The sequence below is a fragment of the Paenibacillus phytohabitans genome (genome assembly GCF_013141775.1).
GTDB lineage: Bacteria > Bacillota > Bacilli > Paenibacillales > Paenibacillaceae > Paenibacillus_AQ > Paenibacillus_AQ phytohabitans.
The window spans coordinates 350,803-375,127 of sequence record NZ_WHOB01000062.1; the positions used below are offsets into that span (position 1 = coordinate 350,803).

The 24,325-nt window shown below is 53.0% G+C and carries 19 protein-coding genes; 13 read left to right on the forward strand and 6 right to left on the reverse strand.

Annotation, left to right across the window (positions count from 1 at the left end; translation table 11 throughout):
• Positions 1–13 precede the first annotated feature (13 nt).
• Positions 14–2,248: an AraC family transcriptional regulator gene (locus tag GC101_RS21850; protein WP_171718950.1), complete on the reverse strand. Its 2,235-nt coding sequence runs from the start codon at positions 2,246–2,248 to the stop codon at positions 14–16.
• A 200-nt stretch (positions 2,249–2,448) separates the two neighbouring features.
• Between GC101_RS21850 and GC101_RS21855 the strand changes: the two genes are divergently transcribed.
• Both GC101_RS21855 and GC101_RS21860 read left to right on the forward strand, forming a co-directional pair.
• On the forward strand, positions 2,449–4,014 hold the full coding sequence (locus GC101_RS21855) for a glycoside hydrolase family 43 protein (protein ID WP_171718951.1): 1,566 nt from the start codon (positions 2,449–2,451) through the stop codon (positions 4,012–4,014).
• An 18-nt stretch (positions 4,015–4,032) separates the two neighbouring features.
• A complete protein-coding gene (locus GC101_RS21860; RefSeq protein ID WP_171718952.1) occupies positions 4,033–5,490 on the forward strand; it encodes a glycoside hydrolase family 28 protein in 1,458 nt (485 codons plus the stop codon).
• 17 nt (positions 5,491–5,507) lie between these two features.
• On the opposite strand, the gene GC101_RS21865 is transcribed toward GC101_RS21860, so the two are convergent.
• Complete coding sequence (locus tag GC101_RS21865) at positions 5,508–6,389, reverse strand: helix-turn-helix transcriptional regulator (RefSeq protein ID WP_171718953.1); 882 nt, start codon at positions 6,387–6,389, stop codon at positions 5,508–5,510.
• A gap of 73 nt (positions 6,390–6,462) precedes the next feature.
• Between GC101_RS21865 and GC101_RS21870 the strand changes: the two genes are divergently transcribed.
• The 5 genes from GC101_RS21870 (at position 6,463) to GC101_RS21890 (ending at position 13,673) form a co-directional block, all read left to right on the forward strand.
• A complete protein-coding gene (locus GC101_RS21870; protein ID WP_171718954.1) occupies positions 6,463–7,353 on the forward strand; it encodes a pectinesterase family protein in 891 nt (296 codons plus the stop codon).
• Between the two features lie 19 nt (positions 7,354–7,372).
• Positions 7,373–8,401, forward strand: coding sequence for a dienelactone hydrolase family protein (locus GC101_RS21875; RefSeq protein WP_171718955.1), 1,029 nt, complete (start codon positions 7,373–7,375; stop codon positions 8,399–8,401).
• 40 nt (positions 8,402–8,441) lie between these two features.
• Entirely contained in the window at positions 8,442–9,572 is a 1,131-nt protein-coding gene (locus tag GC101_RS21880) for a glycoside hydrolase family 88/105 protein (protein WP_425497154.1), read from the forward strand.
• A gap of 140 nt (positions 9,573–9,712) precedes the next feature.
• The gene (locus GC101_RS21885) at positions 9,713–10,324 is read left to right on the forward strand and encodes a uridine kinase family protein (RefSeq protein WP_171718956.1); all 612 of its coding nucleotides are present in this window, start codon (positions 9,713–9,715) and stop codon (positions 10,322–10,324) included.
• Positions 10,325–10,562: 238 nt separating this feature from the next.
• Entirely contained in the window at positions 10,563–13,673 is a 3,111-nt protein-coding gene (locus GC101_RS21890) for an S-layer homology domain-containing protein (RefSeq protein WP_171718957.1), read from the forward strand.
• Positions 13,674–13,758: 85 nt separating this feature from the next.
• Here GC101_RS21890 and GC101_RS21895 read toward each other — a convergent pair whose 3' ends face one another.
• Together GC101_RS21895 and GC101_RS21900 are read right to left on the reverse strand one after the other, a co-directional pair.
• Positions 13,759–14,769 (reverse strand): bifunctional glycosyltransferase family 2/GtrA family protein, encoded by a 1,011-nt coding sequence (locus GC101_RS21895; RefSeq protein WP_171718958.1) that lies wholly within the window; start codon positions 14,767–14,769, stop codon positions 13,759–13,761.
• Positions 14,770–14,775: 6 nt separating this feature from the next.
• Positions 14,776–15,774 carry a phosphodiester glycosidase family protein gene (locus tag GC101_RS21900; protein ID WP_171718959.1) on the reverse strand — a complete coding sequence of 333 codons (999 nt, stop codon included), beginning with the start codon at positions 15,772–15,774 and terminating at the stop codon, positions 14,776–14,778.
• Between the two features lie 425 nt (positions 15,775–16,199).
• Here GC101_RS21900 and GC101_RS21905 point away from each other — a divergent pair, with 425 nt between their 5' ends.
• The 6 genes from GC101_RS21905 (at position 16,200) to GC101_RS21930 (ending at position 22,455) form a co-directional block, all read left to right on the forward strand.
• On the forward strand, positions 16,200–17,105 hold the full coding sequence (locus tag GC101_RS21905; protein WP_171718960.1) for a DUF4362 domain-containing protein: 906 nt from the start codon (positions 16,200–16,202) through the stop codon (positions 17,103–17,105).
• Between the two features lie 21 nt (positions 17,106–17,126).
• Positions 17,127–17,870, forward strand: a complete 744-nt coding sequence (locus GC101_RS21910; protein ID WP_281365912.1) for a response regulator transcription factor — start codon at positions 17,127–17,129, stop codon at positions 17,868–17,870.
• Positions 17,867–18,802 (forward strand): sensor histidine kinase, encoded by a 936-nt coding sequence (locus tag GC101_RS21915; RefSeq protein WP_171718961.1) that lies wholly within the window; start codon positions 17,867–17,869, stop codon positions 18,800–18,802. The genes GC101_RS21910 and GC101_RS21915 overlap by 4 nt, the downstream gene beginning before the upstream one ends.
• A 142-nt stretch (positions 18,803–18,944) precedes the next feature.
• Positions 18,945–19,862 (forward strand): ABC transporter ATP-binding protein, encoded by a 918-nt coding sequence (locus GC101_RS21920; protein ID WP_171718962.1) that lies wholly within the window; start codon positions 18,945–18,947, stop codon positions 19,860–19,862.
• Positions 19,846–20,547 carry an ABC transporter permease gene (locus GC101_RS21925; RefSeq protein WP_343049800.1) on the forward strand — a complete coding sequence of 234 codons (702 nt, stop codon included), beginning with the start codon at positions 19,846–19,848 and terminating at the stop codon, positions 20,545–20,547. The genes GC101_RS21920 and GC101_RS21925 overlap by 17 nt, the downstream gene beginning before the upstream one ends.
• A 228-nt stretch (positions 20,548–20,775) precedes the next feature.
• Positions 20,776–22,455 carry an ATP-binding protein gene (locus tag GC101_RS21930; RefSeq protein ID WP_171718963.1) on the forward strand — a complete coding sequence of 560 codons (1,680 nt, stop codon included), beginning with the start codon at positions 20,776–20,778 and terminating at the stop codon, positions 22,453–22,455.
• Positions 22,456–22,513: 58 nt separating this feature from the next.
• Here the strand turns inward: GC101_RS21930 and GC101_RS21935 are convergent, their stop codons facing one another.
• Together GC101_RS21935 and GC101_RS21940 are read right to left on the reverse strand one after the other, a co-directional pair.
• The gene (locus GC101_RS21935) at positions 22,514–23,314 is read right to left on the reverse strand and encodes a class I SAM-dependent methyltransferase (protein ID WP_171718964.1); all 801 of its coding nucleotides are present in this window, start codon (positions 23,312–23,314) and stop codon (positions 22,514–22,516) included.
• 145 nt (positions 23,315–23,459) lie between these two features.
• Entirely contained in the window at positions 23,460–24,305 is an 846-nt protein-coding gene (locus GC101_RS21940; protein WP_171718965.1) for a DegV family protein, read from the reverse strand.
• Positions 24,306–24,325: the final 20 nt, after the last annotated feature.

Sequence of the window (24,325 nt, forward strand, 5' to 3'; positions counted from 1 at the left end):
CCTCCAGCCCCCACTACTCCTGCGACTGCAGAATGTGATTCATTCTCCATTTGGACGGTGTGACGCCATAACGCTTTTTGAACTGGGTTGTAAAATACGTGCTGCTGTTATATCCGACCCGTCCGGCAATCTCGCGGATATCGAGCGTAAGATCCGTGACCAGCAGCAGCTCTGCCTGCTCCAGCCGCAGCTGATTGACGAAATCCGGGAAGCTGCTGTCCACCTCTTCGGCAATCAGCCTGCTGAGGTAGGCAGGGCTGACCGACAGCTTCTCGGCCAGCGCATTAAGCGACAGGGCGGGGTCGTTATAATGCTCCCTAATATAAGCGGCAGCCTCAGCGGCAATGCTTCGGGTCTGTACCGCACTCATGCTGGCAATCCGGCCCACGGCTGCGCTGCAGCTGTGTTCAATCCACTCGCGGAGCTTGTCATAGCTCTGAATCTGCCACACCTGCTGATAATCATCCAGAAAGCCGGAATGGCGGTTGCCCCCGCTGCTGAGATCTGCCGTACGGTTCAGCTCAAAGGCAAGCCTTGATACAGCAACGGTAGCAGACTCTGCACGGTAGCTGCAGGCTACCGCCAGCAGTCTTTCCACAGCCTGAGGGATGTGGCTGGCCAGCTCCGGCTGTTTTACCGCCTGCAGTACCGGCTCCAGCGCACTGTCTGGTACCGGGCTGCTGTTCAGATGGACGGTATCGTCGGCGAATATGATATTCTGCTGCGCATGGAATTTAAGATATTGCATGCAGTCTGCGGCTTCAGCGTATTTGGACTTCAGCAGGCCCAGATCACTTTCCAGCCCGCTGATGCCGAACGCGCAGCGGCCGCCGGACTTAAGGCATATTGCAGCGAGCTCCTCCCATTTACTGCGGTAATGGGCATAATCCCCGAAGCTTCCGCTATAGAGCTCACTCAGAATAAGGACGGCCGACCCTTGATGGGGGCGGAAGATTTGAACCTCGGCCAGCTCCGAGAATGCAGTTTGAATCCGGTGAATGACTTCCTGGACAGGTTCCGGAGCATCCCCGGTCTGTCCCGGTTCCAGCACGGCCAGTACACAGACACAATAAGCACCTTCCGTTGCGCCGATGCCCATCATCGGGAGGCCGCCGGAAGGGTCCGCCGCACCGCGCGGGGAGAGCAGCCAGCGCATCAGGGCACTGCCGTCGCTCTCCTTCTTGAGCTGTGCCAGCTTCACACCTATAGATTCCAGCTCCAGATTCACGGTATCCAGGTCACTGCCTGCCTTCAAGGCTTCTTCATTGCCGGAGATATTAGAGATACTGCCAAACAGCCTGCCAATCGGCTTATAGATCCGCCGGGAGATCAGGTTGGCGGTTACCGCAGCAGCCAGTATCAGAGCCAGGCAGAGACCCATCATCAGGTTACGTGCATTCGCAAGCTCACGGATGCTGTCTGTATAGTACATCTCGGATACAAACCACAGCTTATCCTGCGCGGAATATACATAAGTAATCAGCTGCTTGTCTCCGCTGCCCTTATAGACGAAGGAGCCTCTCTCAGAGGTGGAGGCAGCGACCTGCTTCAGCATCTCCGGGTGTAAGGTGCTGCCGGAGAGTGTGCTGTGCATGAGAATTTCGCCATTCCGGTCAATGACGGCGTAACGTGTAGTTCCGCCTTCTTTTTGAGTGAACAGATTGTTCTGGAGCTTGGCGAGATTGACGGTCAGCGCAACTGCGCCGTAATATTCACTGTCTGCAAAGGCCCGGTCGTTATAGAAGACAGTCAGCAGGGTGACCGGTGTACCGTTGTTCTGGGTGGTCTTCCACACAAAGGGAGATTCAATAATACGGCTGCTCCGCATCCTCCGGGCCAGCTCCAGCTTGGCTTCCGGGCTTAGCGGCATGTTCTCATAGATGACAGAAGGTTCCTTCTCCCCGAAGATATAGGCGTTCTCCAGATACTGGTTAACGACCAGCGCACCGCGAATCTGGCTTAAGACACTGTAGAGCTGGTCACTCCAGTCCGTCTCTCCGCTCCGCATCAGGGCACTGATGTTCGGGTTGGCATAGAAGTCCATCGTATAGTTCTGAACAATTTCCTTATAGTTCGTGAATACGGTTTCAGTATTTAGCAGCACATTCTGGTTAGCCTTGTCGACATTATCAATCGATATGTTCCGGTACCAGTAGAAGATCACCATAGCCAGTACCAGAATGCAGCAGACAGAGATCAGGGTCAGGCTCATAAAAAAGCGGGTATACAGTTTCTTTCTCTTTCCCAAGATGATCGCCCCTTTATGTAAATCCTACTACACCTATTCTAGTGGGACAAGCTATTCATTGACAAGAAGGGAGATAGACCCAAATAGCATGAAAGTATAAAAAACGGGAAAAAGAGCATAGAAAGAGCAAGAAAGTTAAACTTATACGAACTATAATTGGTTATGCTTACATTTTGCTCGTTTGAAGGAGGATTTCTGTATTGAGAACTTTCCGCAATCCGGTGCTGCCGGGCTTTTACCCTGACCCTTCCGCTATCCGCGTAGGTGAGGACTATTATCTTGTCACGTCCAGTTTTGAATTTTTCCCCGGTGTTCCTATCTTCCACAGCAAGGACCTGGTGAACTGGCGCCAGCTTGGCCATGTGCTCGACCGTCCGTCCCAGCTTAATCTGGACCACACGATTCCGTCGATGGGCATTTGGGCCCCTACCATCCGTTATCATCAAGGTCTCTTCTATATGATTACAACCTACGTGGACAATAATAAGGATCAGCATAATTTCTATGTGACTGCCGCCGATCCGGCCGGAGACTGGTCAGATCCGGTCTGGCTGGAGGATGCACCGGGTATCGATTCCTCCCTGTTCTTCGATGAAGACGGCAAGGTCTATTACACCGGCAACCGTGTTCCTCCCGAAGGCCAGGATTATCCGAAGCATATGGACATCTGGCTGCAGGAGATTGACCTGGAGCAAGGCAAGCTGATAGGTCCGAAGCTCAGCATCTGGCAAGGTGCCCTTAAGGTGGGGCATGCGCAGGAGGGACCCCATGTCTACAAAATCGGCGGCTGGTATTATGTGCTGATTGCCGAAGGCGGCACCGGCCATACCCACGCTATCACGATTGCCAGAAGCCGGAACGTGACCGGCCCTTATGAAGGCCATAAAGCGAATCCTATTCTGACCCACCGCCATCTTGGCAGAGAATATCCAATCGTGAATGTCGGCCATGGCGAACTGGTGGAGACGCAGCATGGAGACTGGTGGATGTTCTGTCTTGCTTCCCGGACCTGCGGCGGCTATTACCGCAACCTCGGGCGTGAAACGTTCCTGACCCCGGTGAAATGGGAGAATGAATGGCCTGTAGTGAATCCGGGCAAAGGCGTGCTGGAGCTGGAAGCGGCAGCGCCTGATCTGCCGGAAACGAAGTGGCTGCAGCTGCCTGCGCGTGATGATTTCGACGCAGCCGGACTCAGCCTGATCTGGAACTTCCTGCGGACACCGCGCGGGGAATTCTGGAGCCTCACCGAACGCCCGGGACATCTGCGGCTGCGGCTCAAGCCGGAGCAGCTGACAGAGATCAGCAATCCGTCTTTCATTGGAAGACGCCAGCAGCACTTAAGCTTCAGAGCGGCAGCTGAAATGGTCTTCAAGCCGGGGGCACCAGGCGAAACCGCCGGACTTGTCCTGATCCAGAATGCGGACAACCACTTCCGCTATGAATTGAAGCTGGAGGACGGGAAGCAGGTGCTGCAGCTGATTGTGCGCAGCAGAGGGGACGAGCGGCTGCTGGCATCCTCGCCTTATCCGCAGGACAAGGTGCAGCTTAAGGCAGAGGCCAGAGGACAGGACTACAGCTTCTATTATAGAGCTGACGAATTCGGCTCATGGACGGCATTACATGAACGGGCTGACGGAAGAGTACTCAGCACGGACTTGGCCGGCGGATTCACAGGGGCGTACATTGGCATGTATGCCAGTTCTCAGGGGGCGCCAAGCACCAATTATGCCGATTTCGACTGGTTCAGCTATGAAGAAATTGAATAGACGGGAAGGAAGAAGCCTATGAACAGCCTGCAGGATTCCAATCATTATCCTGTACCTGAACTGCCGCGAATTCCGGAGCGGACGTTCAGGATTACAGATTATGGGGCAGCAGGCGGAGAGCTGCTGCGCACTGCTGCCATACAGGATACGCTTGATGCCTGCGCTGCTGCAGGAGGCGGAACGGTCATCATCCCGCCGGGAATATGGCGTACGGGACCGCTGACGCTGCACAGCCGGATTAATCTGCATGCCGAGCGCGGGGCACTCGTATGTTTCGAGCCGGACTTCGCGCTGTATCCGCTGCTCTTCTCCCATTATGAGGGGAATGCCGGCTGGCGCTGTCAGGCTCCGCTGGATGGGGAAGGTCTGAGTGATGTAGCCATTACCGGCGAAGGGATATTCGATGGAAGCGGCGAGGCCTGGCGCCCGGTGAAACGCTTCAAGATGACGGAACTCCAGTGGCAGAGCCTGATTGCCTCCGGGGGAGTACTGGATGAGCAGAATGAGATGTGGTGGCCTTCTGGAGAAGCATTGGTGGGAGAGGCCTACTACCGGCGGCGGCTGGAGGAAGGGCAGACTGAAATGGAAGCTTATCTGCCTGCCCGGGCCTATCTGCGTCCTGCACTGCTAAGCCTGCGGAACTGCAAGCGGGTGCTGCTGGAGGGAGCCACCTTCCAGAATTCACCTGCCTGGTGCCTTCATCCTATGGGCTGTGAGCAGGTTACCGTCAGGCACATCCAGGTGCGTAATCCATGGTACTCACAGAATGGGGACGGCCTGGATCTGGAGTCCTGCACACATGCCCTTGTGGAGCACTGCCGGTTCGATGTAGGGGATGATGCCATCTGCCTGAAGTCGGGCAAAGACGAGGAAGGACGCAGGGCAGGGATGCCCTGCCAGTATATTACGATCCGGCATTGTACGGTATATCACGGACATGGCGGAGTAGTGATCGGCAGTGAAATGTCGGGCGGAGTGCATGCGGTCAGAGTCAGCGATTGCCTGTTCATCGGCACGGACATCGGGCTGCGCTTCAAAAGCGCCAGGGGAAGAGGCGGCGTAGTAGAGGATATCCGGATGGAGAATATCCGGATGTCAGGCATTATCCATGAGGCGGTTTCCTTCCATATGTTCTATGCGGGAGTTGAGGGCTCTGAAGGCCATGATGAGCAGTCCTTCCCCGTTACGGAGGAGACTCCGCAGTTCCGGAATATCACACTCCGGAATATCACCTGCCATGGTGCGGCAACTGCGCTGCTGGTGAACGGATTGCCGGAGATGCCGCTTGCAGAGCTGACGGTGGAGAATTTCAGCGCCGTAAGCAAGCGGGGAATGGTTCTGCGGTACGCCAGCAATCTGAAGCTGGACCTGATCCGGCTGAGGACAGAGGAAGCACAGCCCGTGAAGATGCATAAATGCAGCCATGTAGAGCTCATCCGGTCCGGAGAGCTCCTGATCACAGAGAGCTCAGGCTGATGTCCGGGAGAGGCGCGCTATTCTTCAATTATTCCTTCAGACTTGGACGACGCCCGCGACCTGGATGCCTTGCGGTATTGGAGCGGAGTCAGCCCGGTTGATCTTTTGAAAGTCTTATTGAAGTGGGACAGATGCTCGAAGCCGACAGTGGAGGCGATCTCCTGAATCTTGGCGGAGGTTCCGGCCAGCAGGCGCTGGGCTTCACGGACTCTGACATGGACAATGTATTCACGGAAATGAAACCCGGTCAGGCGGTGAAACACGCGGCTAAGGTAAGACGGACTGATGAAGAAGTGTCCGGCAGTCTCTTCCAGCGTAAGCGCTTCGCGGTGATGGCCCCGGATGTACGTGGCGACATCGGTTACCAGATGATGCAGCGGGTGCTTCGTTCCCCCGGCCTGTGTCGTACTCTCCGAGCGCTGGAGCAGAATCATCAGCTCGGTGAACATCGCCACGATGGAGGCTTCATACAAAGGCCGCTGGATACGTGCTTCCTCCAGGATACGGCTTAGCAGCGTCTCCGCCTCATTCTGTTCACGCAGGGTCAGCCTGAACAGACGGTAGCGGTGATTCTGAAACCACAAGGCCTCACCTTGCAGCACTAGGGGCAGCAGCTCAGGATCGTAATTGATCAGAATCCGTTCGAACTCGGCCATTTCAGAGCTTGCGGTAGCATGCAGCTCCCGGCCGGGAATCAGAATCAGCTCGCCCTTGTGAACCGTAACGACCCGGTCATCGACAAAGTATACGCGCTCACCTTCTGTCAGATAGTACAGCTCGGTGAGTTCATGGCTGTGGGGGCGCGGCATCGCCGTGATGCCTTTGCGCTTCATATGCTGAATGCTGAACCGTCCTTCTTCTATATGATATTTCGGATTAGGGCTAGTCACGCTGGTCATAAATCTCCTCTTCTCATCTGAACCGTTACGGTTATTATAGAATAAATAGAGGTCGCCATGAAAGGAGCCGCACATGTTAATTACAGTATCGAAGAGTCCCGGGGAAGGATACAGCAGTCTGCAGGAGGCGCTGGATTCCATTCCGCCGCAGCAGAAGCAGGCCGTAACCATCCGGATTAAGCCCGGCATTTATGAGGAAAAGATTACAATCGTCCGCGAAGCCCCGCCCATTCTGCTGCTGGGGGAGGACCCGCATTCCACCGTAATCTCCTGGAATGATAATGCCCACACTCTGGGAGCGGACGGTGAACCGCTCGGTACCTTCCGCAGCGGCACCCTGAATGTGTTCTCGGAAGGCTTCACAGCCGAGAATCTGACCATCCGGAATGCTTCCGGTCCGGGGACCGGACAGGCGGTGGCAGCTTTCGTTGATGCCGGACAGGCGGTGTTCCGGCGCGTTCGTCTGCTGGGTGACCAGGATACACTCTATACGGGGCAGGGCAAGCAATATTACAACGACTGCTACATTGAAGGCGATGTCGATTATATTTTCGGAGCCGCCACGGCGTTGTTTGAGGGCTGCCATCTGCACAATAAGCGGTCCAGAGGTTACATTACAGCCGCTTCAACACCGGAGGAAGCAGCATTCGGCTATGTGTTCCTGAATTGCCGGATTACCGGCGGCGAAGGGGTCAGTGAGGTGTATCTCGGGCGTCCTTGGCGGCCTTATGCGCATGTAGCTTTCATCCGCACGGTTATGGACGGTTCGGTGACCGGCGAAGGCTGGCATAATTGGGGGCAGCCGGACAGGGAGCAGACCAGCCGTTACGAAGAATACGGCAGCAGCGGGGCCGGAGCCTGTCCGGAGAGCCGTGCTGTGTGGTCGCGCCAGTTAACAGCAGAGGAAGCTGCGGAGTACCGGGTTCTGACTGTACTGGACGGCTGGCATCCTGAAGGATATTAAGAACCAGGAGGAACCCCCGATGGAATCATTGGAACAATATATGAAGCAAATGACGGCTTCCGCAGCGCAGGACGCTGCCTTCCGTGGAGATATCCCTTACGGAGAGTGGCGGGCAAAGCTAACTGCAAGCTTTACCGGGCGGCTTGGCGGATTTCCGGAGGAACGGGCGGCACTTGCACCTGTGCGGCTTGAGCGGGTAGCCTGTAACGGATATATACGTGAGCGTGTAGAGATCACTACTTATGAAGGACTTAGAATGGCTATGTATCTTCTGATTCCCGGGCAGCCGTTATCCTCCCCCTGTCCGGCTGTTCTGGCTATTCATGGGCATGGCTACGGCAGCCGTGAGATTACCGGCCTCAATCCGGACGGCTCGCAGCGGCAGGGTGACCCGGGGCTGCATAAGGATTTTGCCGTCTCGCTGGTGAAGCAGGGCTTCGTGGTCGCTGCTCCCGAGGTGCTCGGATTCGGCGACAGACGGCTGGCAGAGGATCTGGAGAACGGTGAGCCCGGGCGTAATTCCTGCTTCCGCCTATCCTCCGCGCTGCTGATGGCGGGGCAGACGATGGCAGGCTACCGGATCTATGAAAGCATGCGGGCGCTCGATTATTTGCAGACGCGGGAAGAGGTTAACGGTGAACGATTAGGCATTATGGGTATTTCCGGCGGCGGGCTGGTCGCCGGCTTCACGGCTGCACTGGATCAGCGGATCAGCTGTGCTGTCGTCAGCGGGTATGCCAATACGTTTGCGGACAGCATCCTTACCCGAAATCATTGTCTGGATAACTACATTCCGGGCATTCTGCTCGAAGCGGAAATGCCGGATCTGCTTGGGTTAATTGCCCCGCGCGGCCTGTTCCTGGAGTCGGGAGATGCCGATCCTTTGTTTGGACCGGCTGGCGCGAAGCAAGCCCTGGACCGGCTGGAGGCGATCTATAACGCAGCAGGGCATGGCGGACAGGTGGAGGCGGATTTTTTTGTTGGAGGGCATGAAATACACGGGGAGCCGGCGTATGCCTGGCTGCGGAAGCAGCTTGCCGGTGCCTGAGCCCGGATTTAGGCTTGGAACATAAGCGACAGGAGGAATAATGATGTCTATCACTGAAACAGCAACATCAGGTTTGTCCCGCAGAATCGCGGATACCTTCATCAGTCAATGCAATGAACACGGGGAACATGAGTATGTCCTGGAGCGCTGGGCCTATGTGCCCGGTATGCTGCTGATGGCAGTGGCCCGCGCCGGTGTGCAACACGGGGAGTCTGAATATCTCTCCTTCATGCAGCGGCATATGGATAGCTTCATCGGGGAGGACGGCTCGATCCGCTCCTATTCGCTGGAGGAATATAACCTGGATCAGATCAACCAGGGCAAGAATCTCTTCTACCTGTACCGGCAGACCGGGGAAGCGCGTTACGCTGAAGCGGCTCATCTGCTGGCGGCACAGCTTATTGGGCAACCCCGTACTTCAGAGGGGGGATTCTGGCATAAGAAGGTGTATCCTTTCCAAATGTGGCTGGACGGATTATATATGGCTTCGCCGTTCCTTGCCGAATACGGGGCCGTATTCCAGCGTCCCGAGCTGATAGATGAAGCTGCCCATCAGCTGCTATTGATCGAGCGCCGGACCCGTGATCCGCGGACCGGCCTGCTCTATCACGGCTGGGATGAATCCAAAGAGCAGGAATGGGCGGACTCGTCCACCGGACTCTCTTCCCACTTCTGGAGCCGGGCGATGGGCTGGTACGCCATGGCCGCCGTGGACTGCCTGGAGCATTTCCCGGTCACCCATCCGCAGCGGGGAACGATCATCGGGATTTTCCAGCGGATGTGCGGTGCACTGCTTGAGGTGCAGGACCAGGAGACCGGCCTGTGGTATCAGGTGCTTGATCAGGCAGGGCGCAAAGGCAATTACCTCGAAGCCACCGGCTCCTGCATGTTCGTCTATGCGATGGCCAAAGCCCTGCGGCTGCGTTACCTGGAGCCTTCCTTCAAGGAAGCGATGCTGAAAGGCTACGAGGGCATCCTCGCGCATCTGGTTACCGAAGATGAACAAGGTGTTCATCTGCATCAGATCTGCCACGGGGCAGGCCTCAGCAAGGACCGGAACGGTTCCTATGATTACTACATTTCCGAAGCGGTAGTCTCTGATGCGCCGATGGGTGTTGCGCCGTTATTGCTGGCTGCCCTTGAGGTGGAGAAGTACCTTGACGGGCAATAGGCTGCTGCTGCCGGAGCAGACGAATACTTGAATACCGGTGAATTGAGCGTCAACATCGGTATACTCGCAGCCGATCCGGGTCCGCTTTTTGTGATAGTATAGGATATTGGATACTTCTAACAAGGATAGCGGAGGAAATTATGGATCAGGAATTACACAGAATAGCCAAGTGGATTGGCGGTCAGGCTGCGAGGGTCATCGTGGGGATTTCGGGTCATGGGGCATCGGGAAAGACGACGTTTGCTCATCATCTGATTAGTCTTTTGGGGCAAGAGAATGTGAATGTTCTGAATACTGACCCCTACATTATCGGATCTGATCTTAGGCGGTACGCAAGGATTGACTACGAATATAACAATGAACAATATCGTGATAAAATGACCGCCTGTCACCCTGCTGCCCATAACGTGGCTGCTTTGGAACGAGATATCCGTATGCTGCGGGACGGCTTGGACCTGTATACCATCGGCACGCATTATAGCAAGAGTACGCTGTTATCTTCTGACAACAAGATTAATATTGTAGAAGGCATGAGCGTGGCTTTTACGGACCCAAGTCTGTATGATCTCAAAGTTTACTTATATACGGATGGGGAGACCGAGCTTAGGCGAAGGGGAATCCGTGATGTGGCTGAGCGGGGGACGGATATTCAGTATTTAATGAAGTCCCATGAACAGCGCAGAATTCAGTATGATTTATTCATGCATCCGTATCATGAGAAGTTCGATATTGTAATCAGGAATCAAGATTAAGCTTAGTTTCGGCGAAAAGAAAGTCATACACAGCTACGGCCCCAGCCTTCCGGTGAAATGGAGAGTTGGGGCCGTTTGTGCTTCATGGAACTGACACAATAAAATCTGATAAATTTATGCAAATTATTGACCGGAATCATGCTATAATTTTAACGGATTAATAGGTCTTAAGTAATAGATGAGGGAAGGTAACTTATAATTTGTGCGCTTTTATAACTACATAGTCGGGGGTATTAGCTTGTTCATTCAAAAAAGGGTAAGGAAAAAAGTAATCGCAGGAGTACTAGCTGTATGTCTATCCATACTGCCGGCTGGCGCAGCTTTTGCGGGTAATGTATCGGATCTCAGCGGAAATTGGGCGAAGGAGCACATCAGTAAGTGGATGGATCAAGGTCTGATCTCCGGCTACCCGGATGGTGAATTTAAGCCGGATCATCCGGTCACGCGGGCTGAATTAACGGTTTTGATTAATAGGGCTTTTGGATTCACTGAGACTAAGAAAGTTAATTTCAGCGATATCTCAAGCAGTAAGTGGTATTATTCAAGTATTTTGCAGGCCAATGCCGCGGGTTACGTTCAGGGCTATGCGGATGGGACCTTTAAGCCGGACCAGAAGATTAACCGTCAAGAAATGGCTGTTATTATCAGCAAGTTGCTCAAGCTGACAGCATCGGCTGCGGCTCCTGAGTTTAAGGATATTGCCGGAAGTCCGGGTTGGAGCAAAAGTGCTATCCGGGCTGTAAGCGAGCAGGGGATCATGACAGGCTCCGGCGATGGGAATTTTCGCCCGCTTGCTTATGCAACCCGTGCGGAAACGGTAGTCATCCTGGATAGAGCTTTATCCTTGCTCGATGAAGATTCCGGGGAATATGTAATCATCTATGATTCGCCGGGTACATACGGTCCGATGTCGGGAATGTCCGAAGTAGACAGTGATGTGGTAATTAATGTGCCAGGTATCACACTCCGAAATATGAACATTACTGGGGATCTGCTGCTGGGAGAAGGCATAGCTGAAGGCGATGTGCATCTCCTGAATGTAACGGTAGGAGGCAACACCGCGATTGAAGGCGGCGGGGCGAATAGTATTCATCTTGCGGATTCTACACTGGGTTCTGTGCGTATTGACAAGAAGGATGGCAGTGTAAGACTGGTTGCTGAAGGAAAGACGCAAATCAATGATCTTCAGATCAAGTCCGCTGCAGCCGTTGAAACACTCACAGGAGCTGCAATCAGCACCCTCACGTTATCCCGTGAAATTCCAGCGGATGCCCGTATCCTTTTGACAGGTAACTTCAAGGCTGTGAATATTCTTGCATCACGTCTTAACATTGACATCAGCGGGGGCACTGTGGAGTCAGTCAATGTTGATAAAACAGCGGGCAGTAATAAATTGAGCAATAGCAGCAGTATTAAGTCCATGACCATGAATGCCGGTATACAAATTTCAGGTAAAGGCAACATCGGGAATGCAGTCGTCAACGCTTCGGGCATTACAATAGAGAATGCGCCAGGGAAAATTACCGTGGGCAGCGATGTTCCGGCAGATGTGAAAATCAATATAGCCGGTTCTGATAAAACGGCTGCTGCGTCTTCTGCAACTCCAACAGCGGCCGTATTAGTTGGCGGCGGGGGTGGAGGCGGCGGCGGAGGCAGTGCGGCAGAAACACCGGCGCCAACAGCAGCACCAACGCCTGAACCAACGCCTGAACCAACGGCGGAACCAACCGAAGAGCCAACGCCGGTACCAACGGTGAAGCCAACGCCGGTACCAACAGCGAAACCAACGCCGGTACCAACAGCAAAACCAACGCCGATAGCAACGCCGGTAGCAACGGCGGTTTCATCAGCTACACCAACAGCAGCGACTTCGCCGTCAGCGTCACCATCGGCAATACCGACAGCGGTAACTACACCGTCGCCATCACCAACACCAACAGCAGTGACTTCACCGTCACCATCGCCGTGGCCGATAGTTACACCGATATCCACACCGTGGTCAACGGTGGCACCCACACCGCCCATTGTAAATCATGGGGTTGTAAAAGGGATCATTGAGCGTGCAGACGGGAAGGCTGCCGATTCCGGTACCTTGTATTTGGAACGGGACAGCGATCATATGATTTACAGTACTGCACTAACGAATGGTGAATTCTCTATAGATTTGCCGGACGGGCCCTACAAGATTTACTCCATGCGTTCCACAACTACACAGGAGATTATTTCACTCTACTATATGTTTTACGTTATGAATGGCAAGGCAGATAGAGAGGTGCATATTCTCATTCCTGAGCAGCAGGCGGGCACGATGCAGTATTCGGACGGGACCGCAGTTGAGAATGGAGAAATTATTGTAAAGCGCTTAGACAGCGGACCGCTTGCCTGGTATAGTGCCGAAATCCATGACGGTAAGTTTAACTTATATTTGCCGGACGGTCATTATAATGTAGAAGTCTTAATCTATAGCGAAACTAACAAACAATTAACCATTAATCATTCATTTGAGGTCATTGACGGGAAAAGCAATTTGAATATAACATTGCCACCCAAAATTGAAGGAAGCATTAGCTTCGTGGATGGTTCCCCTATGTACGATGGCTGGCTGGAAATAAGTAATATGGGTGCAGTGAATACCGGGCTTTATAAGTTTGATGTGGTTGACGGTAAGTTTAATCTTTATTTGCCTGATGGCGACTATAGCATACAGACGCTGAACACTAAGGATTCAGAAAGTATACCCTTACGTACACAGATAAAGATTGTTAATGGTGAACCTGCCGCCGGACCGATTAATATCAAAGTACCTTTAGCAATATCAGGCAAGATCTATAATGAGGACGGAACTCCATATGCTAATGGTATATTAGTGATCACAGAGGTTGGCACTGCTTCACCGCTTCTGTATGCAGCAACGATTAAGAATGGACTGTATAATTTCTATCTGCCTGATGGCTCATACCGGGTACTTATTTTAGCGGAAAAATTGTACTCCATCTACGATGCCAAATTCCCGTATTATAGTTTCTCGGTGCTGGATGGGAAGTCTGATCCGCCTGAGCTTGTAATTCATTTACCCGCTAATAATGTTACCGGCACTCTGAAATATGATGATGGGACCCCGCTGCCGGACGGCTATATCGAATTAGGCAGTGGTCTTGGCGGTAAGGATTATCTCAAAACAGTTGAGCTTAAAAACGGGGCTTTCGGTGCTGATTTTCCGGATGGGGAATACGATGTATTCATCTATTGGGATGCCGAGCATCTTAATAGAATCGAAATAAATTGTAAATTTAAAGTTGAAGAGGGCCTGCTTGTGGATCCTCTGGACGTTACTTTGGCTAAGGAATAATAAACGAATACAGCAGTCTATGAAAAAAACAGAGCAGCGCTTCCCGTCACAGGAGATCCGCTGCTCTGTTACGTGTAGCATTAATTCAGTATACAAACCTCCGCTGTGCCCAATAGCTGAATACGAAGATCGAGATTTCCGTCAGAATCTTGGCTGCAACCAGCGGGATAATCAGCTTCTCATTATAGAAGTAGAGCAGCCCGTAATTGAACATCAGCACAAGGACTACGAGTGAGAAATACTTCGGCAGCGACTGGAGCCGCGATTTTTTACCGCCGGCAAATACATACTTCCGGTTTACCGAGTAGTTGAAGATTGAACTGCATAATCTTGCGGCCGCGACTGCCAGGAACAGGTTGTGGGTCAGGCTCTGGAACAGGAACAGCAGTACAAAGTCCAGCAGGCCTGAGATCAGCGAGGAGGTGCTGAACATCAGAATCGGCAGATAGATCCGGAAGGAGTCGATCAGCGGCCGAAAGTGGGAGGATTTATTATCCTCCAGATAGACCGTATCGATATACTCCTCAGTAATGGTATAGCCCTCTTTGTGGGCGGTCAGCAGCATGTTCATCTCATATTCGAACCGTTCGCCGGGAATCCGGCACAGCCAGTCCAGCATCTGGAACGGGAAGCCGCGCAGGCCCGTCTGGGTATCATAGATTTTGGTGCCGGTCGTGAGTGCGAAGACTGACCGTGTCACCGAGTTTCCGAAGCGGCTGCGCAGCGGAATGGTTCCGCTGAACCGGCGGCTCCCGAGCACAATCCCCGGCTTGCTCTGAAGCAGCAGCGTCTCGGCAATCCGCTTGATGTCATGGGGCAGATGCTGTCCATCACTATCAGCGCAGATCACATTACCGTGCAGGCCGGCTTCCTGAATATGACGGAAGCCTGTTTTGAGGGCGGCACCTTTGCCGAGATTGGTCTTATGGGTCAGGAGGGTGCAGCCGAATGCCGCAGCCCGCTCGAAGATTGCGCGGTAAGCCGGGCCGCTGCCATCATCGACCAGTACGATGGGACCCAGCGGGTATTCCTTAAGCTGTACAATTAAATCCAGCAGCCGTTCATCTGGTTCATAGGCGGGTATTAGTATGGTCATCCGGGTTCACTCCTTAATATAAAGTATGTCGCTGACGCCGCGTTCCTGGTTTTTGCCCAGCGGATTATTCACGACCCGGCCCATGAAGTACATGGTGGAGGAACCGCCGCCGTCCAGATTGTAGGCTTCTGCAGCTCCGAGGCCTTCCATCACATCAGCAAGCTCGGCAAGGGTCATCCCGCGGCTGTAGCCTTCCTTGCGTCCGTCAACTACAACGAACACGTAGTGGTTCGGGGCGATCATGCCAATGGCGGTCCGGGGATTCGCATCCTGAATCGAACGGTTGCCGAAATTGTTATCGATTTTGACACTGCTGAAATCACTGACGATCTTGCCGTCCTGAATCAGAATCGGTCCGAAGGACAAGGTGTTCGTAACCCCTTCAGCCAGCAGCTCAGACGAAGAGACTTCCTCCTCATCATAGGTCTGCATCGTTCCGTCTCCGAACAGAGCCATCGCATCCCGCACCGGATCATCCCGGTACACGGTTCCATTGCGGATAATCACGCCGTCTTCACGGAAGCCGTAGTAATCTCCGTTAATGGCGAAGATTGCATTATTGGCTGAGGCAATCACCGAGGTGTCCTCCGTAATATTCGTACCGAAGCTGTTATCGGCAAAAGCGGACCGCAGGCTGGCTGCATCCTTCAGGACCACATCTGCGACAAAATAAGTAATCTGGTCTGACCCGCTTCCCGTCTGGACCTGATCAATCTTTACCTGGATATCGTCACTGCTGTAGCTCCAGTCATCCGATGTTGCATTCACGTCAGCTGTTGTTGCTGCTGCTGTTGTTGTGCCTGTGCTGCCGGTACCAGCGGTTCCGGCGGTATCGTCTGCGACGACGACCTCAACATGCTCAATCAGATAACGGTCTGCCAGACGATATACCACTGCGCCAATGCCCAGGAGGATTACGAGGATAATAATCAATAATTTTCGTTTGCCGGAACGGGTTGCAGTGTTGTCTGTATTGCTTGTATTGCTTGTGTTGCGTGACTTCATATCGAAGCACCACCTCTTCAATTAAGTTCTTAAGGCTCATGATAAGTGCCATTCCTTAAATGAATCTTAACTGGCTGTATCCGCGGGGAATGTGCAAGTAACCAAGGGTTAATTTGTTGATGATGTGTTGATCTGTTGAGCTGTATTTGGATAAATGTTGTACGTAGTGCAACCTTGATTCATGAAATCCCGGGGGTTCGGGAGGATTGTTGTACGAAATGCAAGAATTTTTCCGTTAACCCGTCCGGCTGATGGGAAATGCTGCATTCCATACAACAATTCCGGATTACGGCCGCTTTTATGAGCAAAATGTTGTATTATGGGCATGATTTTATAAAAAAGTAATGTAGTAGAATCGCGCCCGCAGCATTGGTATACTTTAACAAAAGCTCCATCCGATCATGATTTCAGGGAGGTCATCAGCCGTGAAAGTAACGCCTGTCTCAAAACTGCTGTGCGAGCTGAGAATAACGGTTATGCTGTTCAGAAGGCTGGCCAGGGCAGCTCTTCCGCTTCCGCTTCTACTGCTGCTGGTTCTGGTTACTGGCTGCTCGTTATTAGATGGTGGCGGCTCATCCGCCAGCAGTCACAAGATCGACCAGGAGGAGGATGTCATATCCTCTAACGGCGGCGGAATCAGCAATTTGGACAAGCTGGACAGTTTCATGGAACGGGGAAGCGGAAGCCAGCGGGTAGTTCATTACACGATAGAGGGTGATCCCGTCTTTACGGAATTAAGGTATGAGGGCGGACGGCTGGAGCTGAGCTATGATACCACTGAGGATGCCTTTGGTTCCCGTGAAGTGAAGACTTACAGCTGTAATGAGCTTGTACGGACGGAGGAGAAGCATCAGTTGAAGTACTCCCTGAAGGGCTGCGAGGGGGCTATGGGGGATGGAGATTTACTCACCGTCAGCTTCGATCTGGGCTCGCAGGATAAATTTGAATTTATCCTCAAATACGGGTTTAATCTCAGGAATGAGATCAATACGGTGAATCAGAACCTGGTAAAAGATATGCTGAACGGTACTGTCATCGAAATCAGCGATTATGGCTTGCCGGTTGAAGACCGACAGAGCATTTACCGGAAGCTGGTGCTGTCCAATTATCTTGGGGAGAAGCAGCTTAGTACAAGCTGCAACCTCAAGCCGTATGAGAGCTATGATCTGACGGTGCTGATCAATAGTGCCGAGCGGCATTATGCCTGGAGCGAATGTGATACCGGGAGGGATGGCAAGACCATGACGGAGGCCGCAGATTACATTATCGGGCTTGTAGAATCCGGCGATACTTTCTTACAGCTGCCTGCTGCTACAGGCGGCGTCAAATAGGATTACAGGAGGTTCATTATGCTGCAGCGGGTGCTGCTGATTGAGGACGATGAGGCAATCAGCGAAATGGTAGGTTCATATTTGACTAAAGAGGGCTACGAGGTGGAGACGGCATTTGACGGGGAGGCGGCGGTGAAGAAGTTTCTGGGCGGTCCGTCATATGATCTGGTACTGCTGGATCTGATGCTGCCGAAGCGCAGCGGTACGGATGTGCTGCAGATGATCCGCAGCGGGAGCCTTGTGCCGGTGCTGATTATGTCAGCGAAGGACAGTGATGTAGATAAGGCGCTGGGGCTTGGCTTCGGCGCAGATGATTATATCACCAAGCCATTCTCGATGATTGAGCTGGCAGCGAGGGTGAAGGCGGCGATCCGCCGGGCCGGGTACGCAGCGCAAGGGAGCCAGGCTGCCGCCGGCAGTCAGGCGTCTGCCGGGGAGGAGCCGCAGCCGGCATCGAAGGTGGTTACACTGCGCGGGCTAACGGTCGATCTGGATAACTTCTCGGCGCAGAAGAACGGGGAAGAAGTGAAGCTGACCGCCAAGGAATTCCATATCCTGAAGCTGTTTGTCAGCAGCCCCGGGCGGGTATTCACCAAGGCGCAGATTTACAGTCTGGTCTGGGAGGATGACTACTTCGGGGATGAGAATGTAATTAATGTACATATGCGCAGACTGCGCGAGAAGATTGAGGACGATCCTTCCCATCCGGAATATATCAAAACGCTGTGGGGCATCGGCTATAAGCTGGGAGATATGCAGCAATGACAGCCTTGTTCATTATCATCATTGCGCTGCTTCTGCTGGTCCTTGTACTGCAAGTAATGCATTCGCGGCAGCATGCACGCCAGCTGAAATATATTCATACCAAGCTGGAGAGTATTGTGGAGCGCGGCTCGCATGAACGGCTGCTTCTGATGAGCAGCAGTCCGGAGCTGCAAATCCTGCTGACCGATCTGAACCGGCTGCTGGATGTCAATCATAAGGGAGCTGTAGAACGGGCCAGGCTGGAGAAGTCTATGCGGAGTATGCTGGCTAACATCTCCCATGACCTGAAGACCCCGCTGACGGTGGTGCTGGGGTATATTGAGACCCTGCTGCATGATAAAGACATGCCTGTGGAGGAGCAGGAACGTATTCTGCGCACCATTCATGCCAAAGCGGGGGAAGTCATTACGCTGATGAACCGTTTCTTTGATCTGGCCAAGCTGGAGTCGGGGGACCGGGATATCCCGCTGTCACGTGTGGAGCTGGGTGAGGTCTGCCGCAGGAATATTCTTGCTTTCTACGATATTCTCAGTGCCAAAGGTGCTGAGGTGCAGATCGAGATACCGGATGAGCCGCTCTATATGATGGGCAACGATGATGCGCTGGACCGGGTGTTGTCCAATCTGTTGTCGAATGCTATTGCCTACGGTGATGCCGGAGGGGCCCTGGGGCTGAAGCTGTACAGCGATGCCGGTCAGGTGTGTATAGAAGTGTGGGACCGGGGCAAAGGCATTGCCGAAGGCCATGAGGACAAGGTGTTCGAGCGGCTCTATACCCTGGAGGATTCGCGCAACCGCGACTACCAGGGCAGCGGCCTGGGGCTGACCATCACCAAACGGCTCACCGAGCAGATGAACGGCCGTATTTCCTTAAGCAGCAAGCCGTATGTCCGGACGGCATTTACGCTTTCTTTTCAGCGGCTGACCTTCTGAAATAATTCCGGTTCTGGCGGGGCGGTCCGCGTATCCTTACGCAGCTTAAGAATTTCGTAAGATTCAAGTAATAAAAAAGCAAACTCCGCCCTGTAGAATAAATACCAGGAAGACAAAGAAGAAGTCAAAGGGGATAACGGACATGACAACGATACTCCGGACATGGGATTTAACCAAGGTCTATGAGGAGAAGGAAATCGTACGCAGCGTGAATATGGAGATTAAGCAGGGTGAAATTTACGGGTTCCTGGGACCCAACGGCGCCGGCAAAACGACGGTGATGAAAATGATTACGAATCTGGTGAAGCCGACGGCGGGCGAGATTGAATTTTTCGGCGACAAAATGACCCACCGCTCTTATGAAATGCTGAAGCGCATGGGCAGCATCATTGAATATCCGGTCTTCTACGACAAGCTGAGTGCCCGCGAGAACCTGGCGCTGCATGGTGAATACATGGGATACTATGATGTCAAAGCGATGGAGGAAGCGCTGGAGCTGGTGAAGCTGAGTGCTGTGGACAAGAAACCGGTGAAGCAATTCTCCCTGGGGATGAAGCAGCGGCTGGGCATTGCCAGAGCGGTGATGACCAAGCCGGAGCTGCTCATTCTGGATGAACCGATCAACGGGCTGGACCCGCTCGGCATCAAGGAGCTGCGCGAGGTGTTCCGCATGCTGAGCCGGGAATACGGCATGACCCTGCTGATCTCCAGTCATATTCTGGGCGAGATCGAACAGATTGCCGACACGATCGGCGTGATCCGCGAAGGCGTGCTGGTGGAGCAATTGGCGATGGATACGATCCGTAACCAGCATACGCAGTACATTGAACTGATTACAGGCGAGTGCACCAAGACCGTCTATATCCTGGAGCATAAGCTGGGCTTAACCAATTACAAGGTGCTCGATCCGCGCACCATCCGGATCTATGATGATATTCCGCAGCTGGAGCTGAGCAAGGCCATGGCAGAAGCAGAGGTGGAGCTGGAGAGTATGAGCAAGAAACATCATTCGCTGGAAGATCATTTTGTAGAACTGATGGGAGGTGCTGGCATTGCTTAAGCTGATTCGATTGGAGCTGCGCAAGAACAAATTCAATTTTCTCAAAAGTGTGCTGATTGCCGATCTCGCCATTCTGGGTTTCATGGTTCTTATCGCCTTTACATCGCTTAACGAAGGGGAATTCAGCACGTATCCTGATTTGTTTGATGGTGTGTTCGTTTTTGTAAAAGCAACATTTATCATCTTCGCCTCCGTATTGATAAGCAAGCTGGTAATCGACGAGTACAAGAATAATACGATCACTGTGCTGTTCATGTACCCGGTTCCCCGCAAGATGCTGCTGGCTGCGAAGCTGATTATCGTCTTTCTGTTCACCTTCCTGAGCATCTTCCTGTCTGATATTGCAATCAGCAGTATCCTCACCGGCATTGATTATTTCATGTCTGACGTGATTCAGGGTACTGTATCACAGGATCTGATCACCGCAAACCTGCTGAAGGCCGGAACGGATGCGCTCTACGCGGCAGGCATTGCACTGATTCCGTTATACTTCGGGATGCGCCGCAAATCCGTACCGGCTACCATTGTCTCCGCCGTCCTGATTGTCATGCTGATCTCATCCGGCTTCGGAAACGGGAGCTTCCGGATGGGGAATCTGATCTGGATTTCACTCTCTCTGGCGCTGGTCGGTGGGGGAATCGCGTATCTGTCGATCCGGAATATCGAGCATCAGGATGTTGCCTGACGGGCAAGGCTGAGCCGCTGTGATTGTATGAGATGAATGCCGTCCCTTCAGGGGCGGCATTGTTTCTGTTTAGTTGAACAAGCGCTCCAATCCGGCGTTTTTGTGGCGACCAATAGCGGTTTTTTTGTTATAATAGTAAATAATTCAGAGATTTCTACATAATCAGAGTTTCTCCGCAATCTATGGTCCTATAATATAGCAGGATTGAAGCAGCAGAGGAGGTGGGCCATGCATAAAGATTGGGCTTCTATCCTGGGCCGGGCACTTTCTGAAGAAAGTGCTTATAGAGCGTTGTTCGATCATCATCCGGATCTCATTATCGTGCTGGACAGACAGGGGCGTTATGCCGACAGCAACCGGACCTTAAGTGCAGAGGACGCAGCCAGGCTGATCGAATGCCGGATGCATCCTCCCGGCGAGACCTATTTCGCATCTGCTCTGGCCGGTATTACATCCAGCTTCGGGTTAATGGTGGAAGCGGATGAAGAAAGCGGAGCACAAGCAGGGAATTCCGGTGACAATGCTGTTTCTGTAAGGTATGTGCCGCTTCATACAGATGAAGGCATTGCCGGTGTATTTGCCATCATTCATGATACCGGGAACCGGCCGCTCTCTCTGCTGCTGCAAAGCTGGGAAAGCATGAGCAGACGGGAATCTGCCGGTGCTGAACGCATTGGACTTGAGGGCGCGGACTTCCATCCCCTGACGGACGAGGAATTGCTGATAGAGGAGGAACTGCCGGTTTCAGAGTTTATTTTTGAGATGGCGGAGGATAGACGGCTTAGTCTGATTCTCAATTCCGTCTCGGCGGGAATCTTCGGACTGGACACGCTGGGCCGGACGATCTTCATCAACCGTGAAGGGGCCGAAATGCTGGGCTATGAGCCATCAGAGCTGGCCGGACTGCCGATGATGGAAATGATTCACTATATCCGCGGGAGTGCAGCCCGGCATTCACCGCTGGAATGTCCCATCCGGCTCACCATTCAAGATGGCGTTACCCGCAGCAAGGCGGATGAAATCTTCTGGCGCAAGGACGGGACCAGCTTCTTCGTGAACTACCGGATTGCCCCGCTGCTGGATAAAGGCATGATCTGCGGTGTGGTCGTCTCCTTCAGTGATATTACGAATGAACGGGAGATTCTCCGGGCCAAGGAATCGGCTGAGCAGGCTGCACAGGCCAAGTCTGATTTCCTGGCGATGATGAGTCATGAGATCCGCACCCCGATGAACGGCATGATCGGGATGGCTGATCTGCTGCTGGAAACCAACCTGGAGGAAGAGCAGCGCAGCTATGCCGAGATTCTGCGCAGCAGCAGCTACAGTCTGCTGCATATCCTCAATGATATTCTCGATTTCAGCAAGATGGAAGCCGGCAAAATGCCGCTGCAATCGGAGAGATTTGATCTGCGTGAGATGCTGGAGGGCATCATTGATCTGTTCACTCCCAAGGCGGAGGAGAAGAAGCTCGCCCTGCGCTGGTGGGCGGATACCAGCGTGCCGGATATTGTCACGACCGATCCCAGCCGCTTGCGGCAGATTATCGTCAATCTGGTCGGCAACGCGCTGAAATTCACCGATCAGGGCAGCGTGACCCTGTCGGTGAAGAATATTCCGCTGCCGGCCTCGCCGGAATACCTGCTGGAGTTCTCTGTCCGTGATACAGGGGTAGGTATTGCTGACAGCAAGCTGAACCTGCTGTTCCAGTCCTTCTCCCAGCTGCATCCGTTCATTAACCGTAAGTATGGCGGCACCGGACTAGGCCTGGCGATCTGCAAGCAATTGGTAGAGCTGATGGGCGGAACGATCTTCGTGGAGAGCGAAGAGAACCGGGGGTCGATCTTCCGGTTCATGCTTCCTTTTGTGAAGGAAGAGGTTGAGGCGGAAGCGGGAGTTGAACAGGCTTAACCTAACAAACAGCAAGCCTCCGGGAGGAGACTTGCTGTTTCTGTTTGCGGCGGGCCTGCTAGCCTGATGTTCCAGGATACAGCGGGTTCAGCTGCCTCTCAATATGATCCGCAATCAGCGTGTAGAATTCAGGGAATCTCGGGTCCCCTGGACTCCTGATTTCTTCAAAGGTACGGATATATAGCCCCTGAGAGGCTACTGAAGTGATAATATCGCCCACAGTCCAGCCCCGCGTCACCACTTGTGCTAATCCGGACCGTTCCTCTTCGGGAAGCAGCTTGGCAAAGGCAACCTCACCTTCCCTCAGTGTGTCGTCAAAATAATTACCCGTAGGATGCTGAAGATTCCGGGTTGTCATCCATGCCCTGGCGAACGGGTGAAAATCCGTCAGCATGAGCCGGCCGTTTGCCGTTAACCGTCTGCTGACCACAGAAAAAATAGCATTTAAATCCGTAAAGTAATGCAAAATCCCAAACTCCATCAGGACAATATCGAAGGTTCCCAGAGCGTCCTCACCGGGGATCTTTAAGACGTCTGCACAGATGTAGTTCAGCTCAACACCCGACGCTGCTGCTACTTCACTGGCATACCGCCGGTTCTCTTCGGATATATCCACGACAGTAACCTCAGCACCCAGCAAAGCCAGACAAGTCGCCTTCATCCCGTGAGAGCCGAGCAGGTTCAGCACCTTCAATCCTGCCGGGTTGCCTATGTACTTCAGCCAATGCCGCAACGGGTGCTTTGGATCCTGCTTCAACCGCCCGGCAAGCTCCTCAGGTGATCCATGGTGCTGTATCCAGGCCTGATATGCTTTCGTTTCCCAAGCCGTCTTATTCGCACGTGCCATCTGCTCCTGCATGCTACGCCTCCTTGATATTGATAAAATTGGAAATTTCCGCTTTATGATTTTACACTATCCAGCTTACAATGCAACAAATAAAAAACGAACCCCTATCTGCATAGGCTGCAGAGATTGGATTCGTCTAAGGTAAAGCCTAATTATTCTAGTGCATATACATGAGACCCACTGTAGCAGGTCCGCAGTGGCTGCCGATCACGCAGCCGGCGTGAATGACTGCAATTTCATCCACACCTGTCTGCTCGCGCAATGCCTTCTCCAGATACCGGGCATCCTCTTCTGCCAGGGTATGGGCAACGATGAGCAGCTCCTTGTCCATATCGGCTGCATTCGCAAGTGCGTGCTGAAGCATTTGTTCTACAGCTTTTTCCTTCTTGCCGCGGATTCTGGCAACGGGTACAATCGCCCCGTCCACCAGCCGCAGTACAGGCCGGATCTTCAGCAGGCTGCCGATAAAGTTCTGCATGCCTGAGCAGCGTCCGCCCATATATAAGTAATCCAGCGTATCGACGACAAACTCGGATTTCACCCGCTCACGGGAGGTTTCGATCATAGCTGCGATGTCGGCCGCACTGTGGCCTTTGGCTGCGGCGCGGGCGGCTTTCATGACCAGCAAGGCGATCCCGCCGCATAACGTCTGGGAATCCACAACATGTACCCGGCCTTCAGGGAACTCGCCTGCGGCCAGCAGGGCATTCTGATATGTAGAGGATAAAGAAGAAGAAAGACTGATATAGACGATATCCCCGCCAGCGCTCACGACCGGCTGAAAAGCGGCAATGAAATCAGCCGGGGAAGGGGCTGCCGTCTTGGGCAATGCACCATTTGCGGCGACACGGCGGTACACTTCTTCGGGTGTAATCTCTACACCATCCTTGAAGGTGCCGTCTTCAAAAACTACATATAACGGGACAATGCCGATATCATACGTTTCCTTCCAGCCTTGCGGCAAATCGGAAGTGCTGTCTGAAAAGATTTTTACGATAGACATGAATATCTCCTTCACCAATC